The organism is Thalassotalea sp. Sam97 (assembly GCF_041379765.1).
GTDB lineage: Bacteria > Pseudomonadota > Gammaproteobacteria > Enterobacterales > Alteromonadaceae > Thalassotalea_A > Thalassotalea_A maritima.
Genome location: NZ_CP166919.1, coordinates 2,159,082 through 2,174,372 on the forward strand (window position 1 = coordinate 2,159,082; position 15,291 = coordinate 2,174,372).

10 protein-coding genes and 1 pseudogene are annotated in these 15,291 nt (G+C 44.5%); 5 read left to right on the forward strand and 6 right to left on the reverse strand.

Going from position 1 to position 15,291, the window contains the following annotated elements:
• Positions 1-12: 12 nt before the first annotated feature.
• From ACAX20_RS09605 to ACAX20_RS09615, 3 genes are all read right to left on the reverse strand, one after another.
• Positions 13-1,479 carry a hypothetical protein gene (locus ACAX20_RS09605; RefSeq protein ID WP_371185770.1) on the reverse strand — a complete coding sequence of 489 codons (1,467 nt, stop codon included), beginning with the start codon at positions 1,477-1,479 and terminating at the stop codon, positions 13-15.
• An 8-nt stretch (positions 1,480-1,487) separates the two neighbouring features.
• On the reverse strand, positions 1,488-2,279 hold the full coding sequence (locus ACAX20_RS09610; protein WP_371185772.1) for an outer membrane lipoprotein-sorting protein: 792 nt from the start codon (positions 2,277-2,279) through the stop codon (positions 1,488-1,490).
• A gap of 68 nt (positions 2,280-2,347) precedes the next feature.
• Complete coding sequence (locus ACAX20_RS09615) at positions 2,348-4,864, reverse strand: RND family transporter (RefSeq protein ID WP_371185774.1); 2,517 nt, start codon at positions 4,862-4,864, stop codon at positions 2,348-2,350.
• 156 nt (positions 4,865-5,020) lie between these two features.
• Between ACAX20_RS09615 and ACAX20_RS09620 the strand changes: the two genes are divergently transcribed.
• Positions 5,021-5,320, forward strand: coding sequence for an ArsR/SmtB family transcription factor (locus tag ACAX20_RS09620; protein WP_371185776.1), 300 nt, complete (start codon positions 5,021-5,023; stop codon positions 5,318-5,320).
• A gap of 127 nt (positions 5,321-5,447) precedes the next feature.
• Here ACAX20_RS09620 and ACAX20_RS09625 read toward each other — a convergent pair.
• Positions 5,448-6,352, reverse strand: a pseudogene (locus tag ACAX20_RS09625) (LysR family transcriptional regulator).
• A 112-nt stretch (positions 6,353-6,464) separates the two neighbouring features.
• Here ACAX20_RS09625 and ACAX20_RS09630 point away from each other — a divergent pair.
• The 4 genes from ACAX20_RS09630 (at position 6,465) to nrdA (ending at position 12,021) form a co-directional block, all read left to right on the forward strand.
• Positions 6,465-7,139: a pirin family protein gene (locus tag ACAX20_RS09630; RefSeq protein ID WP_371185777.1), complete on the forward strand. Its 675-nt coding sequence runs from the start codon at positions 6,465-6,467 to the stop codon at positions 7,137-7,139.
• Positions 7,140-7,144: 5 nt separating this feature from the next.
• Positions 7,145-8,155 carry an MBL fold metallo-hydrolase gene (locus ACAX20_RS09635; protein WP_371185779.1) on the forward strand — a complete coding sequence of 337 codons (1,011 nt, stop codon included), beginning with the start codon at positions 7,145-7,147 and terminating at the stop codon, positions 8,153-8,155.
• Positions 8,156-8,296: 141 nt separating this feature from the next.
• Positions 8,297-9,013 (forward strand): bifunctional 2-polyprenyl-6-hydroxyphenol methylase/3-demethylubiquinol 3-O-methyltransferase UbiG, encoded by a 717-nt coding sequence (gene ubiG, locus ACAX20_RS09640; protein ID WP_371185781.1) that lies wholly within the window; start codon positions 8,297-8,299, stop codon positions 9,011-9,013.
• A gap of 737 nt (positions 9,014-9,750) precedes the next feature.
• Positions 9,751-12,021 (forward strand): class 1a ribonucleoside-diphosphate reductase subunit alpha, encoded by a 2,271-nt coding sequence (gene nrdA / locus ACAX20_RS09645; protein ID WP_371185783.1) that lies wholly within the window; start codon positions 9,751-9,753, stop codon positions 12,019-12,021.
• 117 nt (positions 12,022-12,138) lie between these two features.
• Here nrdA and glpK read toward each other — a convergent pair whose 3' ends face one another.
• Together glpK and glpD are read right to left on the reverse strand one after the other, a co-directional pair.
• Positions 12,139-13,614: a glycerol kinase GlpK gene (glpK, locus tag ACAX20_RS09650; RefSeq protein WP_371185785.1), complete on the reverse strand. Its 1,476-nt coding sequence runs from the start codon at positions 13,612-13,614 to the stop codon at positions 12,139-12,141.
• The gene (gene glpD, locus ACAX20_RS09655; protein ID WP_371185787.1) at positions 13,614-15,137 is read right to left on the reverse strand and encodes a glycerol-3-phosphate dehydrogenase; all 1,524 of its coding nucleotides are present in this window, start codon (positions 15,135-15,137) and stop codon (positions 13,614-13,616) included. The genes glpK and glpD overlap by 1 nt, the downstream gene beginning before the upstream one ends.
• Positions 15,138-15,291 lie beyond the last annotated feature (154 nt).

The following is a 15,291-nucleotide window of genomic DNA, read 5'->3' on the forward strand; positions in this document are numbered from 1 at the left end:
CCTAATAAATGACTAATAGCGATATCTAACTCGCACCCAAACATTGGTATTGTCTTGGTGCTGTCCAAAAAATGTATATAGGTCTTTGCCAACAAAGAGGTTAGCGCCGGCGGCAAACAACCAGTTATCGTCATAGCGATAATTCAACGTGGGCTTGAGGTAAGCGTCATCGTCACTGGGCGAATAAAACACAAACAAACTACTGGTTAGCTTTTGCTGCATCGCTTGATGCGTTAAGCGTAAGGTGACAAGCTGGCGGTTTTGAGAAACCACTTGGTCCGGTTCAATGGCACTTGCCTGCAATGCCTGATGGTCTTGGGTATGCTCGACATAAAATTGCATTGCCCCTGTTAGGTTGCTGATCAGCTCTCGCTCATAACCGACTAATAAACGAACCTGATCGTTAGGCAGCAATGGATTTACGCCTTGGCTATCGTCGACACTGTTGTAAACCGCAAACTCAGCATTAACTAATCCAGCCAATGCGGGTGCTCTTACACTGGCCCCATAGCTTCGTAATTTAGGAAAGTAATTGCTCACCCCTGCCTCAGTGATTTGTGCGCCCACGGGCGTGGTCCAAGGTCCTTTATAGCCATACACGCCATATTCAATACCATTTATGGTTGTCGCGATACGAAGCGCATATTGTTCATCATCACTGCGCAACACGTTAAACTGCTCAGGGGCGACAACCGCTTGTTGCAAAGGCGAATAAAAAGAAAAACGCTCACCTGAAATATAGTTATCTGCCGTAAACTTAGGCGAATACGCTACATCAATGGTGGTATCGCCCACATAATGCAGTAGGCGGATAGCATCATTCGGAGCCTTGAGATACGCATCATCACGACCGGAAAAAAACGATTGCCAATCTTTCGCGAACAGATCATTTAAGAACAGATAATCCCCTGTCCCCCAGGTGATCACTTGCCGACCAATAATGACATCGGTATTTTCCAAGGCATGGATAGCCACGTTAAACAAGCGAAGATCATAATCGCTCTCACGAGTCACATCATCGATAAACACATCGGCTTTGGCATTAAAGGTAAACCACTGATGACGATATGAACTGTCCAGTTGCGCGCGGATTTCAGCCAGTGATTGCTGTGACGCCGTCACATTGGTTTGGGTAAACTGTCCGTAGCCGGCTTCAACGAAGCCCGATACTTGCCAGTTAGAAGTATTGGTGTCGTCGCCCCAGTTATCACCTTGCCAACTATCATCTCCCCAGCCGTCATCCTGCCAAGTGTCATCAGTCCAGTCAGTCTCTTCGCCAACGCTTTCCTGCTGTCCATCATTGTTGTGCAGGGTATCATTCTGCTTGGTCTCTGTACTGCTGATTGTCACCGGTTGTTGCAGAGCGTTATCCGTAACGTCAGTAGCTGGTGATGCCCAAACCACCAATGGCGCCATCAATAGGCTGTACCCTGCGATAATGCGATAACGCCGATGTAACGTGATAAGTTGCTTAATCATTGGCCGACCTACTTGAGCCATTCTGCGGGTGGGGTGCGCAGACTACGGTTACTGAAAATACTGTCAGCCAAGCCTAAGTCATAGCGCACATGGCGAAATTGCATCTCAGTAAATGATCCATCGGTTAGCTGTTCAATACGAGAGTGTAATACCGTTGGGTAGCCTTGGATATTTTCCACTTTTTTCACCGTCATACGACGCATCGGCTGCCCTTTTACATCAAAATAAGTGACTTGCATTGGCAAAAACGTTTGTTTGTCGATAGCCACCTGATAATAAGCAAACTCGACACTGCTCGGATTTTTAGGGCTGCCCTTAATTAGGTAGTTATCAGCGGCTTGCTCAATAAGTTCGAAGTTATCTTCTTGTGGATTACGCCCAGATACATCCTCGTAATAAAAATGAGAGCCGACAAACGAGGTGCGTTTATCGCCAGCGGAAATGCGTTTCACCAAATCCAGCGCCGGCAGATATAACCAGCGGTTATCATCTTGACTAACATGCTTTTCAACACGAAATACCGTGCCTTTCACATCGGTAGGTCGAGAGAACACGACCAGCATATTTTGCTGCCCCTGATCTTCAATATCTTGGCGCAAAATCACAAACTGGCGCATTTGCTTATTGCCATTTTGATCAACAATCATCATTCTCGCCTCAGCGCGACCATCTTGACCTGCGTAGTACGAGGCAAGATTAGATTTGCGGATGATCTCATCCACAGTCAATGATGCTGCGTGACTGACAACAGACAATAAGCCAGTCAATAGCATCAACACGGTTTGAATACGCTGTTTCATAACATTCTCCTGCATAATATTTCGGGCATTATGTTTTGTGCATAAGGTTTCGCGCATAGGACCGCTCATTAAGAGCGGTCGATAATCGTCAGTAATGCTGGCAATAGCACTAACGTCACCAAAGCGGAGACCACCATAATACTGGCTAGAAAAAAGCCAACGGTGATGTACGGCACCAGCGGTGAAAACAGCAAGGGTGTAAAACCTATGGCAATAACAATTGCATTTCTGGATATCGCTTTACTGGGTTCATAACACATTTGTTCCAGTGCTTTTTTCATTGAACCAAGTTCTTTACGCAATTCACGCAAGCGTTGTAAGTAGTGAATGGCAAAGTCAATCGACAAACCTAAGGTTAACGCCGACAACACCGCTATCGGCATGTCATAAGCTTTACCCATCCAACCAATCAGGCCGTAAATCAAGGTAATGGTAAACGTTAACGGTAGCATGGCTAATACGCCAAATTTCAGTGATCGAAACAGCACCACCATCATAAGAAAGACAATCGCAAAACTCGACAGTAAGCTGTTTAGCATGCCACTGACCATGAGATCTTGCCAAACAACATTAAGATACGACTTACCTGCCCAATCAACGCTTACCGCAATTGGCGCTGAGTGCGTGCTGATATAATCTTCAACAAACGCCACGACGTCGGTCATGTGTTGATTATCACCACTGGTCATTTGCAACCACATCAGTGACGATGTGTAATCGGTATTGACGAAGTGCCATAAGTCTTGTGGGCGATGTGATGATTGATACTGCAGCAAGGTTTGTGCAACACCCGCCTGGCTAATAGGGATCACAAAATCGGCATCATCACCAGAGCGCAACTCACGATTGACCGTTTTAACGATATCCACCAGTGAATTCACTTTACCGACTAAACCCGACTCAAGCAGGGCTGATTGCAACTGACTTTGCCAATTCAACATGTCAGGATTGGTAAAGACCTTCTGGCTGTTAATGATGGCTTCTGCTTGTTCACTTAATTGCGCTACGCGCTCAGCTTGTGCGCCATCAAGGCTAAAACTTAAATCATCCAACATAAATAGCAGCGTTTGATCGATACGGTGCCGACTTAAATAGCGTTCAATATCAGAGACATCAACACCAATATTGGCCACATGCTGCAATTGCTGCGTAAAGTCGTTGCTTTGTGACAAGTTTAGCTGCTGCGGTGACATCACCAGCCAGGCATCGTACGTACCGGCAAAGTGTTTGTTTAACACCTTATCGGCGACACGAATTTGATGATCTTGTTTAAACCAATTTACCGGGTTGTCGTTAATTTCAATACGACTGATACCCACAATGCTTATTATTAACACCAGTAAGAAGGTGCTAATAATCACCTTACCCTTTTGACGTGCCGTCGCGCCTAACACCAGCAAGGCTTTTGACAATATGCCCTTTGCTTCAAGACGAGCAACAGAGTCATGTAAATCCGCTATCGCGCGATCAGACATACGTGAGATGTACGCCGGAATAAATAAAATGGTCAGCACGAATGCCAATAAAATACCGCTACCAATAAAGGCACCGAAGATTTTCACAGGTGGAATTGGCGTCAGCAATAACGAGTAAAAACCCACCGCTGATGTCAGTGAGGTAAATAGCATCGGCTTATACAAGTGCTGCATCACCGTTGCTAATACCTGTTTAACGTCATCGCCACGGCGATAACGATCAGCAAATTCAGAAAGAATATGTACTGAATCGACCACAGCGATAGGCATTAAGAAGATGGCGATCATCGATGACATAATGTGCACCGTAAAGCCCATGCCAATCAAGGTGCCCATAATGATGATCACCGTCGACATGGCCACCACCATCGGCGCAATGATCAACGGAATGTTACGGAAAAAATACCAAAGCAATAAGAAAATGGCCAAGCCCGCCAATGGCGCAGCAACCCCCATTTGCACAAACATTTCAAAACCAAATTGGTCTTCGGCGATCGGCAAGCCGGTGATATGAACCGCAAGAGGGCTATCTAATTGCTCAGTAAACTGACGAATTTGCTCGGCAACAGGATAGCTTTTATCTTTTGATGTCAGTGGAATGTAAATGGCGGCCGCCTTGCTATCGCCAGATACTAAGGTATTTTCCAACATCGGTAGACGCTTTACCGCGGATTGGATAGCTTCAGCATCTGTACTATTGGTAGGCGCTTGCTTCATTAAATAAGAAAATTTGATACCGCTGTTGTTACCCTGTTCGTCTATTTGCTGTGAAATATTATCAACCACATCGAGCGCCAAATAATCATCTAGGACGACATCATCAAGCGATCGGATAAACACCGACAACTCGTGCAGCGTGGTTAGATTATCAACCGTATAAATGGAGTCATCGCTGACCATGCCAACCACGACCATATCGTGCATAACAAATTGCTGTTTGATTTGATGATGAAACACGCGCGCCGGCGCATCAGCGTCGAGCATGTTCTCAGGATCCGTGTCGATTTGTAGCATTGGCATCATCGCCAACGTCATCAACACTAAGGTCGCTAATATGACATACAATTGCTTGGGTTTGGTTAATACCCAACGTAATAACCTCGAATACATCCTCATTTCCTACTGTTTTGCATAACATAGCTCGACACACAACATATGATGCGAAACCATATTAGAATAATCTTAATTAGATTTATCTAATATACTCTTTTATATTAGTGATGTCTAATGTAAACTGTCGGGGTATTCTGATCAGAGTGAATCATCATGCTAGATGTTGCCAATTTTGAACAACAAGTAAACCAAGCAGCCTTACTGCTAAAAACGATGGGCAATGAAACCCGTCTGCAAATTTTATGCAACTTGATTGAGCAAAAACGTACTGTGACGCAGCTCAATGAGCGTATTAACATCAGTCAATCGGCACTGTCACAGCATCTTGCCAAACTTCGCGCCGATAACTTTGTCACCACCGAAAAAGACGGTCTGCACGTGTATTACACGGTAAGCATGCCGGTGGTGGCGAAAATACTCGCGGTATTGCAAGACGAGTTTTGTCCACAGTAACAGCCCCCGCTTTAACGTTAGTGAGCTACTCCGGCAATTCTATACTAAACGTACGTCTGTGCTAAGACAGCAGGCGGACAACATCACAATCTGCTTGAGCGGCAAAGCCGCCTAACGCTAATGAAGATCATGCCGCTGAAAATATTGAATGTTTTTCTAATGCGGCTTTGATGAAATCAATGAAGGCTCTGACTTTTAGAGGCATATAATGACTTTTTGGGAAAATGGCGTGGATCGGATAGTGTATCGAAAATTGTGGTAGAACCTGGATCAGGTCCCCTCGTTGCAATTCTTGGTAAACCAACCATTTTGGCACTAAAGCAATGCCCGCATCAGCTAACAGCATTTCCTTTAAACCAAAACCGTTATCGCAGGTAAAATTACCAAACACTTCGACTTCTTCACTGCCATTAGCACTCTCTAATAACCAGTTTGTGCCCTTTTGCGGTAACAAACTGTATCGCAAGCAATTATGTCCTTTAATTCAGACAATGATGACGGACAAGGATGCTGGTTTAAATAGTGAGGAGATGCGACAATTATGAGCTGATAGCGCCCTAATTTTTTCGCCACCAGTGAAGAGTCCGGCAGATTACCAAGTCGTACAGCGACATCCACCCCTTCTTTAACCAAATCGATTTTCTTTTCATCAAATTTTATATCGATTTTGATATCTGGATAGGTTTCCAAAAAGCGGGCAATGGGTGTGGCAAGGTACATACAACCAAACATGGTAGGCGCTGAAACCCGCAAATGACCTCGAGGGGTAGTCGTTAACGAACGGGTTGTGATCTCGGTTTGTTCTATCTCATCTAAGATGCGAGAAACTTGTTGAAAATAGCTTTTCCCAGCTTCTGTCAGCGCATGTTGACGATTGCCTCTGACAAACAGTTTCACCCCAAGGTGTTTTTCCAGCGCCGCAAGACGTTTGCTGATCGTTGCTTGAGTGGTATTTAATTCTTTTGCAACCGCAGTAAAACTGCCCGTTTCAACAATTCGCACAAATGACTGCATAGAGCGCAATGCATCCATAAACTATTCCCCAATAGAATAATAGCTATAACCTTAATGCTATAACTATAACTAAGATTTATAACTATGCTTAAGCCTATAGTAAGGCAATAACTCACAGCGTGTGATACAGATGATCCGATTTGTTCATGTCAATGACATCCCCACCAGTGGCTTTGCCGGCATTGTGGAAACACAAATGGTAAAAAGCCCAAGGTTGTGGCCAACTGCGCAAAATCAACCGCTGATAAGTCACGGATTAGGTGATTTTGTCTACTTAGCCAATGGTTATTTTAAGCCAAATGATGGTGTGCCCATCCATCCACATAAAGATGTGGATATTGCCAGCTTTATTGTATCGGGCGCAGTGGGTCATGAAGGCACATTAGGTCATGGCACAACCATTCAGGCACCTGGCGTGCAAATACAGCGAGCCGGCACTGGTATGCAACACTCTGAGTTTAATTTGACCGATAACGCTGCAGAGATCATTCAATTGTGGTTTTTACCGCCAAGTAAAGGTTTATCGCCCGCATATCAAAATATCGTTTTACAGGAGGGCGAGCTCACCACCGTACTCGGCGACGTTGATAAAGGCACGTTTGATAACAATATGTTATGCCAAATCGGTTATCTAACGGACGACCAACGCGTTGAGGTTAATCAGCCCTTTATCGCTTTAATCACCCGCGGTGAAGCGGACGTCAACGGACAAATCATTGACCAAGGTACACTGGTTGAAGGCGATAGTGCCATCATTACCGGTAAACATAAATTGGGGATCGTTTTGATCACAACAAAAGGATAATCATCATGAAACATATTCTGTTTTTCTTCATATTAGTCATTTTCAGCGCACCCCTAACAACTATCTCAAGTCAGGCGAATGCCGAGCAAGAGCCGGTATGGGACGCAAATATTGTCGTATTAGAAAGCGAAAAGCTCGCCGATGGTGTCTATGCCTATTTTCCTAACGATGCTAAAAGCAAAGAAACCCAAGGGATCCCGTTGGCAACCAGTGGCGGCTTTATCTTCGGTGATAAATCGGTGTTAATGATAGACACCATGCTCAACAAACGCTTAAGCCAACAAGCGCAAGCGTTAATTAGCAAAACCACAAGCTTGCCAATTCTCTACGCTGTCAATACCAGTTATCACGGAGATCATTCCTACGGGAATATGTATTTGCCTGACACCACGCTGATTATTCAACATGAAGTGACCGAGCAATATATTCAAAATCATTTTGACAAAGATACGCAATTTATGATGCAAAATTTTGGACAAGGTCGTGGCATTGAAGACATAAAACCAACGCCAGCCAATATCCTGATCCCCAGACAAGGCAAATTGCTACTCGATTTAGGCAACAAAAAAGTCGAGATTATTGATTTTGGTTTTGCTCAAACGGGGGGCGACTTGTTTGTTTGGGAGCCGCAATCCAAGGTCATGTGGACCGGTAACGCAATCAGCGCCATTAAGCCCGCATTGCCTTGGTTATTAGACGGGCATTTACTTGACACGCTCGCCTCGTTTAAACGCGTTTATGATTTTTTGCCTGACGATGCCCGTGTGGTACCAGGTCATGGTTCGGTGATCAAACGAGCAGACATTAAATGGCATATTGATTATCTTGAGGCGGTAAAGCAAGGTGTACTTGCCGCACTAAAACAAGGATTAACACTGGAACAAACCATAAAAACCGTTACGCTTGACGAATTTAGGGGCTATGCCTTGTTTGATTGGGTCCATCCATCGTTGAGTGTACCTGCAGCCTATAAAGAGTTGAAAGCGCAAAAAGATCAGAAAGACGAAACAAAGTAGTCGCGTTCAGACTGGTGCCCAGCAATTAACAATAGGCACTGCTTCATTAAATCATAGCTACCTGTGGTAAAACTTTTGATATCGGCGCACAAGTTACGCTAGAATCGGCTTTATTTACCAAATAGCTAAGCTGCTTTATTTATGACCAAGCCAGTAAATGTAAACCCGGACGAAATCGCCAAGTTTGAACGTATTGCCCATCAATGGTGGGATTTAGAGGGCGATTTTAAACCGCTGCACCAAATCAATCCATTGCGCCGTAATTTTATTCAATCGCATGTAGGCAACCTATTTGATTTGAACATCATCGATGTCGGCTGTGGCGGCGGTATCTTGGCAGAGAGTTTGGCTAAGCTTGGCGCTAAGGTAACGGGTATCGACATGGGTGAAGAGCCACTTAATGTCGCGCGCTTGCATGCTTTAGAAGCGGGTGTCTCGGTTAATTACCAAAAAATCCCTGTCGAAGATAAAGCCACTGCTGAGCACGAGCAATACGACGTGGTCACGTGCATGGAAATGCTTGAGCATGTACCCGATCCCCAATCGATTGTAAAAGCCTGCAGTGATTTAGTGAAACCTGGTGGTTATGTATTCTTTTCAACGCTAAATAAAACCATGAAGTCGTATTTATTTGCGATTGTCGGTGCAGAAAAAGTGTTAAAATTGGTACCCAACGGTACCCACGATTGGGACAAGTTTATCCGCCCTTCGCAGTTGATTGGTTGGGCAGAGCAAAACAACTTACACTGCTTCGATGCCACCGGTATTCATTACAACCCATTAACCGAAAACCATAAGTTAGCCGATGGCCTTGATGTCAACTACATCATCGCCTGTCGAAAAGTAAGTCAGGATTAATCGCATTCGGCAATAGTTTGCCCGATAATAAGACACCAACAAGGCGCACAGCGATACCGCAATGCGCCTTTTTCATACGCCTTCTCTTTTTCACGAATTGCCTAGGTCATGCTTTTGCTATCGTCACAGAGCCGAGCCCGACAAACACACATCGCAAAATGCGGTGATATACATTCTGATCTCCCACTGACAAATCAATGCCAAGATTATTTTCACAATCCACAGCCAACCATTGCCAGCAAGCACTTCGATTAAAGAATGACCAGATCGATAAATTCCTGTATTTTCATAGCCTTAATATCTCTTAGTAAAATTAGCTATAATATCCGTTATATTTGTCACAAAAAGATAATAAAAAAGTTTTTCACCTAAAAAAAGATCTTGCATTTTTGCCGATTATCGCCAATTCAACGCCTTTGATGTAAGTTATTACTAACCCAATTTACGCAAGTGATTTTTCCACAATTTAACCACAAGATGTAGGGCTTGCATTAGACGTCAAACCTCATTATCTTGTGACAATACAGTTTTAAAACCCCTAGATATAGTGCATACGTACTTGATGACAAAATGTGCAATTAGGGTGATAAATACGCGTAGCTGCGGCTACGTTTGCTGTGCAGCAGCACTGATAATTTAATAACAACAACATGCAGGGAAGCAGATCAGGTATTACTGCCCTTTGCCTCGATATCAAGACGAAGCTTATGTACAAAAACTTTACTGACAGGTCATTCATGAACAATAACCTTTTTGTCACCAAACGTAATGGTGAAAAAGAGCCAATCGATTTAGAAAAAATTCATAAAGTCATCGCGTGGGCATCGGAGGGACTCGACTCGGTATCGGTGTCACAAGTCGAGATCAAATCTCACATTCAGTTTTATGATGGCATTAAAACCGAAGATATTCATGAGACGATCATTAAATCAGCAGCCGACTTAATTTCGGAAGAAACCCCAGATTATCAATATTTGGCGGCACGTCTTGCGATCTTCCATTTACGCAAAAAAGCGTTTGGTCAATATGAACCACCGGCCTTGTACGCACACGTACAAAAAATGGTTGAGCTGGGCAAATATGATCAGCACTTGCTGGAAGATTACAATGCCGACGAATTTGCGCAAATGGACGCCTTTATCGATCACGATCGCGACAAAAACTTCAGTTATGCTGCGGTAAAACAGCTTGAAGGTAAGTATTTAGTTCAAAATCGCGTATCAGGTGAGATTTACGAAAGTGCTCAATTTCTTTATGTGCTAGTTGCGGCATGTTTATTCGCAAAATACGATAAAGCGTCACGTATGGATTATGTGCGCAACTTCTATGATGCGATTTCGACCTTTAAGATTTCACTGCCGACGCCAATTATGGCGGGGGTTCGTACGCCAACTCGTCAATTTTCATCATGCGTATTGATTGAAACAGGCGATAGCTTAGACTCAATTAACGCCACATCAAGCGCTATTGTAAAATATGTCTCGCAACGTGCCGGTATTGGTATTAACGCAGGTCGTATTCGCGCTCTTGGTAGCCCTATTCGCGATGGTGAAGCATTCCATACCGGATGTATTCCATTTTACAAACACTTCCAAACGGCGGTTAAAAGCTGTTCGCAAGGTGGTGTACGTGGCGGTGCCGCGACCTTATTCTACCCGCTTTGGCATTTAGAAGTTGAAAGCTTATTGGTGCTAAAGAACAACCGTGGTGTTGAAGAAAACCGTGTTCGCCACTTAGATTACGGCGTGCAATTTAACAAGACCATGTACCAACGTCTGATCAAAGGTGACTACATCACCTTATTCAGCCCGTCTGACGTACCGGGTTTATACGATGCATTTTTCGAAGATCAAGCGCTATTCGAAAAACTGTACGTGCAATATGAAAACGACAACAGCATCCGTAAAAAGCGTATTAAAGCAATCGAGTTATTTACTCTATTTGCCCAAGAGCGTGCATCAACAGGTCGTATTTATCTACAAAATGTTGACCACTGTAATACCCACAGTCCGTTTGATCCAAAAGTGGCGCCGGTTCGTCAATCAAACTTATGTTTAGAGATTGCGCTACCAACCAAGCCACTGAATAACGTTAACGATCCGGATGGTGAAATTGCCCTATGTACGTTATCAGCATTTAACTTAGGTAAAATAGACTCTCTTGATGAGCTTGAAGGGCTTGCAGATATTGCTGTACGCGCTCTAGATAGCCTATTAGACTATCAAGATTACCCGGTCCCTGCTGCCCATAACGCGACCATGGGTCGTCGTACATTAGGTATTGGTGTGATCAACTACGCGTACTATTTAGCGAAGAACGGCGTATTCTACTCAAACGGCAGTGCCAATAACTTAACGCACCGTACGTTTGAAGCCATTCAATATTATTTGTTAAAAGCCTCAAACACCTTGGCAAAAGAACAAGGTGCGTGCCCACTCTTTAACGAAACCAAGCTAGCGCAAGGCATTTTGCCGGTGGATACCTACAAAAAAGATGTCGACAACATTTGCAGTCAAGACTTATTGCTTGATTGGGACACGTTGCGTGAAGACATCAAAAAGTATGGTGTACGTAACTCTACTGTATCAGCCTTGATGCCATCAGAGACCTCGTCACAGATCTCTAATGCAACCAACGGTATTGAGCCACCACGTGGTTTAATTTCGATTAAAGCGAGTAAAGATGGTGTATTAAAGCAAGTGGTACCTGAGTACGAGCGCTTAAAACACGATTACGAGTTATTGTGGAATATCCCAGATAACACGGGTTACTTAGAGCTTGTGGCGATTATGCAGAAGTTTGTTGACCAAACCATCTCGGCCAACACCAACTACGATCCAAGTAAATTTGAAAATGGCAAAGTGCCAGTAAAACAAATTTTAAAAGATATTCTGTTAGCGTATAAGCTTGGCGTAAAAACCATGTACTATCACAACACCCGTGACGGTGCGAGCGACAGCCAAAACGACGTCGATGACGGCTGTGAAGGTGGCGCGTGTAAGATATAGGTTGTGTGCTTAAGGTAAAATATCACTTTGGTGGGTAACTTTACGTAAACCTATATAAAACAAAGAATTAAGGGAAGTGTTTAACACTTCCCTTTTTTGTATGTGTCACCAGGATGACTATGTTGTAATAACTTTGCTGACCGCATCAAGCCATCCATTGTATAGCGTCGTTCTTAGCTCATCATCCATATTCGGCATGACTTGCATATTGGTTTGCCATAACTGCTGAATGTGCTCTAGCGACTCAAATACGCCCGCTTGAAGGCCGGCTAAATAAGCTACACCAAGAGCGGATGTTTCTATCGTGTGTGGCCTATCGATATCAACGGCTAAAATATCTGAGAGAAATTGGTTAAACCAATTGTTATCGGCCATGCCACCATCAACGCGCATCGTATGAATATCAATGCCATCTTTCGCTACGGCCAACATTAAGTCTTTTGTTTGGTACCCGACCGACTGAATGCTAGCGCAAACAATTTCATTTATGCCCGTTGCTCGGGTGAGCCCTAAAATCGCCCCTCTGGCATCTGGATCCCAGTATGGCGCCCCAAGTCCGGTAAATGCCGGCACAAAATAGACACCATGCTCATTATGAGCAAGGTCGGCAAGCTGCTCTGTATCTGCCGCGTTTTCAAATAGCTTTAAATTATCACGCATCCATTGCACCGCAGCGCCAGCAATAAAAATGCTCCCTTCTAGCGCATACGTCGCCTTACCGTTCAACTGATAACCAATGGTAGTCAGTAACCGATTACTTGACGCCAACGCGCGTTCACCGGTATTAACCATTAAAAAGCAACCGGTGCCATAGGTGCTTTTTGCCATCCCCTTGGCGAAGCAGGTTTGGCCAAACATTGCTGCTTGCTGATCCCCGGCAATGCCCTGAATGGCAATTTCTGCCCCAAACTTATTGGTCGTGCCAAAATCATACGCACTGTCCCTTACGCCGGGCAGTAAATTTTTAGGAATATTAAACAGCGCGAGCAGCTCGTCATCCCAGCACTGCTCATGAATATTATAAAGCAATGTTCTGCTAGCATTCGTTGCATCGGTGAGGTGTGACCTTCCATCGGTTAAGTGCCACAGTAAAAAGGTATCAACCGTGCCAAAGGCCAGTTGATCACTATCGACTTTTTCTCTTGCGCCTTCAACATTATCGAGGATCCAGCGAATTTTCGTTGCTGAAAAGTACGCGTCGAGTAACAACCCGGTTTTGCGATTAATGAGTTCACTTTTGCCGTTCGCGATAAGTGAACGGCAGTATGGCGCCGTTCTTCTGTCTTGCCAAACAATCGCATTGTAAACTGGCAGCCCCGTTGTCTTATCCCAAACTAATGTGGTTTCCCTTTGGTTACATATACCAACAGAGGTTACTTGTTCTGCGCCGATTCCGTATTCTTCAATGGCTAGCTGAGCGGCAGTTAATACGGTATTCAGAATGTCATCAGGGCAGTGTTCAACCCAACCGTTTTTAGGGTAATACTGAGGAAACTCTTGCTGGACCGAGTGCAAAGCGTCGCCCTTTTCATTGAAAATAATCGCTCTGGAGCTGGTCGTACCTTGATCGATTGAGAGAATGTATTGGCTCATTACGTTCCTGTGTTCAGTGTTTTTTGCGCGTGTGGCCGAGCTAAATATTGAGTGATTTTTTGGATGTCATCATCGCTCAGGGTTAACGCAAGTCGCGAGCGACGCCAGACAATATCTTCCGCTGTTACTGCCCATTCGTGTTCAGCTAAATAATCAACTTCACGAGCGAATAGGTTTGTACCAAAACACGCCCCCATATCGTCTAATTTGCTAACGCCCTCAAGAAGTTGATAGCTCAATGTGCCATAGCTACGCACATACCGGTGAAGCAAACAGGCCGGTAGGAATGGAAAATCCGCCGTTAATTGAGCCAGTAATGTTTGCTTAGAGGTAAAATTCCCACCGGGCAATGGTACTTGGTCGGTTAAACAATCAGCTAAGCCAGGGAACCTTGGTTTTAACGCGTCCACTACCGTTTTTGCGAGCCGTCGATAGGTGGTGATTTTGCCACCAAAAACAGAAATGATGGGGGCCGTTCCTCCGACCCAGTTTTCCTCTATGGTGTAGTTTCTGGTGACTTTGTGTGCTTCAACAGAGTCGTCGTCCAGCAAAGGTCGAACGCCTGAATAGGTTTTAACAATCATCGAGCGATCGAGTTGCAGTTTGAAATATTGATTACTCGTGTTAATGAGATAATCTATTTCATCATCGTCAATGGCCACAGCACTCGGACAACCTTGGTATTCAACATCGGTGGTCCCTATGATTGAAAACTCCTGTTCAAAAGGTAAAACAAACACGATACGCCCATCCTGATTCTGCAGAATATATGCGTCATCCGTATTGTGGATTTTCGGCACGATAATATGGCTGCCTTTGACTAAGCGAATTTGTTGAGGCGCTTCTAGGTTAACAATACTGTCGAACAATGACGACACCCATGGGCCAGCAGCATTGATCAACGCACGAGCTGATACCATGTAGCGAGTTCCATTCTTTGGTTGCAGTGTTACCTGCCAATGGTCTTCGTGTCGTGCTATTTTTGTGCATGTACAATAGGTACGAATACTAGCGCCGTTACGCTTTGCTGCGAGGGCATTTAGTACCACTAACCGTGCATCATCTACCCAGCCATCGGAGTAAGTAAAACCTTGATGAATTTCGTTTTTTAATGGCGATTGCTCGTCAAACGTTACGGCGGATGACGTCGCTAAGGTGTTTGTTTTGGCAAGATTGTCGTACAGGAATAAGCCGACTCTTATCATCCATGCCGGGCGTAGATACGGTCGATGAGGCAGAATGAACCTAAGCGGATGCATGATGTGCGGCGCGTTTTTAAGTAATATCTCGCGCTCATCCAGTGCCTTTTTCACCAGTTTAAATTGGTAATGTTCCAAATAACGCAAGCCACCATGTATTAGTTTACTGCTGTTAGATGAGGTCGCAGAAGCTAAGTCATTTTGTTCACACAGTAATACACTCAAGCCTCTACTCGCGGCATCGGCAGCAATACCCGCGCCATTGACGCCGCCGCCAATGATGATGAGATCGTAATGGTGTTGAGAAGCTGATTGAAACGTCATATTAATTCCATTAGCCACATAACAAAGCAAAACACGGGACATAACCCAATGTGAAACACGTCTGGTCGTGCCACACTACGAGCGGGAGTTTCCCATCGCCATAGATAAAACCTATGCGTAACCGTTATTATCCCACCTGATAGCCATTTGACCA

What these genes read in the sequence shown, in the direction of transcription:
- ubiG (WP_371185781.1), top strand. Translation starts at nt 8,297, where the DNA reads ATGACCAAGCCAGTAAATGTAAACCCGGACGAAATCGCCAAGTTTGAA.
- glpK (WP_371185785.1), bottom strand. Translation starts at nt 13,614, where the DNA reads ATGAGCCAATACATTCTCTCAATCGATCAAGGTACGACCAGCTCCAGA.
- ACAX20_RS09635 (WP_371185779.1), top strand. Translation starts at nt 7,145, where the DNA reads ATGAAACATATTCTGTTTTTCTTCATATTAGTCATTTTCAGCGCACCC.
- ACAX20_RS09630 (WP_371185777.1), top strand. Translation starts at nt 6,465, where the DNA reads ATGATCCGATTTGTTCATGTCAATGACATCCCCACCAGTGGCTTTGCC.
- ACAX20_RS09605 (WP_371185770.1), bottom strand. Translation starts at nt 1,479, where the DNA reads ATGATTAAGCAACTTATCACGTTACATCGGCGTTATCGCATTATCGCA.
- ACAX20_RS09610 (WP_371185772.1), bottom strand. Translation starts at nt 2,279, where the DNA reads ATGAAACAGCGTATTCAAACCGTGTTGATGCTATTGACTGGCTTATTG.
- nrdA (WP_371185783.1), top strand. Translation starts at nt 9,751, where the DNA reads ATGAACAATAACCTTTTTGTCACCAAACGTAATGGTGAAAAAGAGCCA.
- glpD (WP_371185787.1), bottom strand. Translation starts at nt 15,137, where the DNA reads ATGACGTTTCAATCAGCTTCTCAACACCATTACGATCTCATCATCATT.
- ACAX20_RS09615 (WP_371185774.1), bottom strand. Translation starts at nt 4,864, where the DNA reads ATGTATTCGAGGTTATTACGTTGGGTATTAACCAAACCCAAGCAATTG.
- ACAX20_RS09620 (WP_371185776.1), top strand. Translation starts at nt 5,021, where the DNA reads ATGCTAGATGTTGCCAATTTTGAACAACAAGTAAACCAAGCAGCCTTA.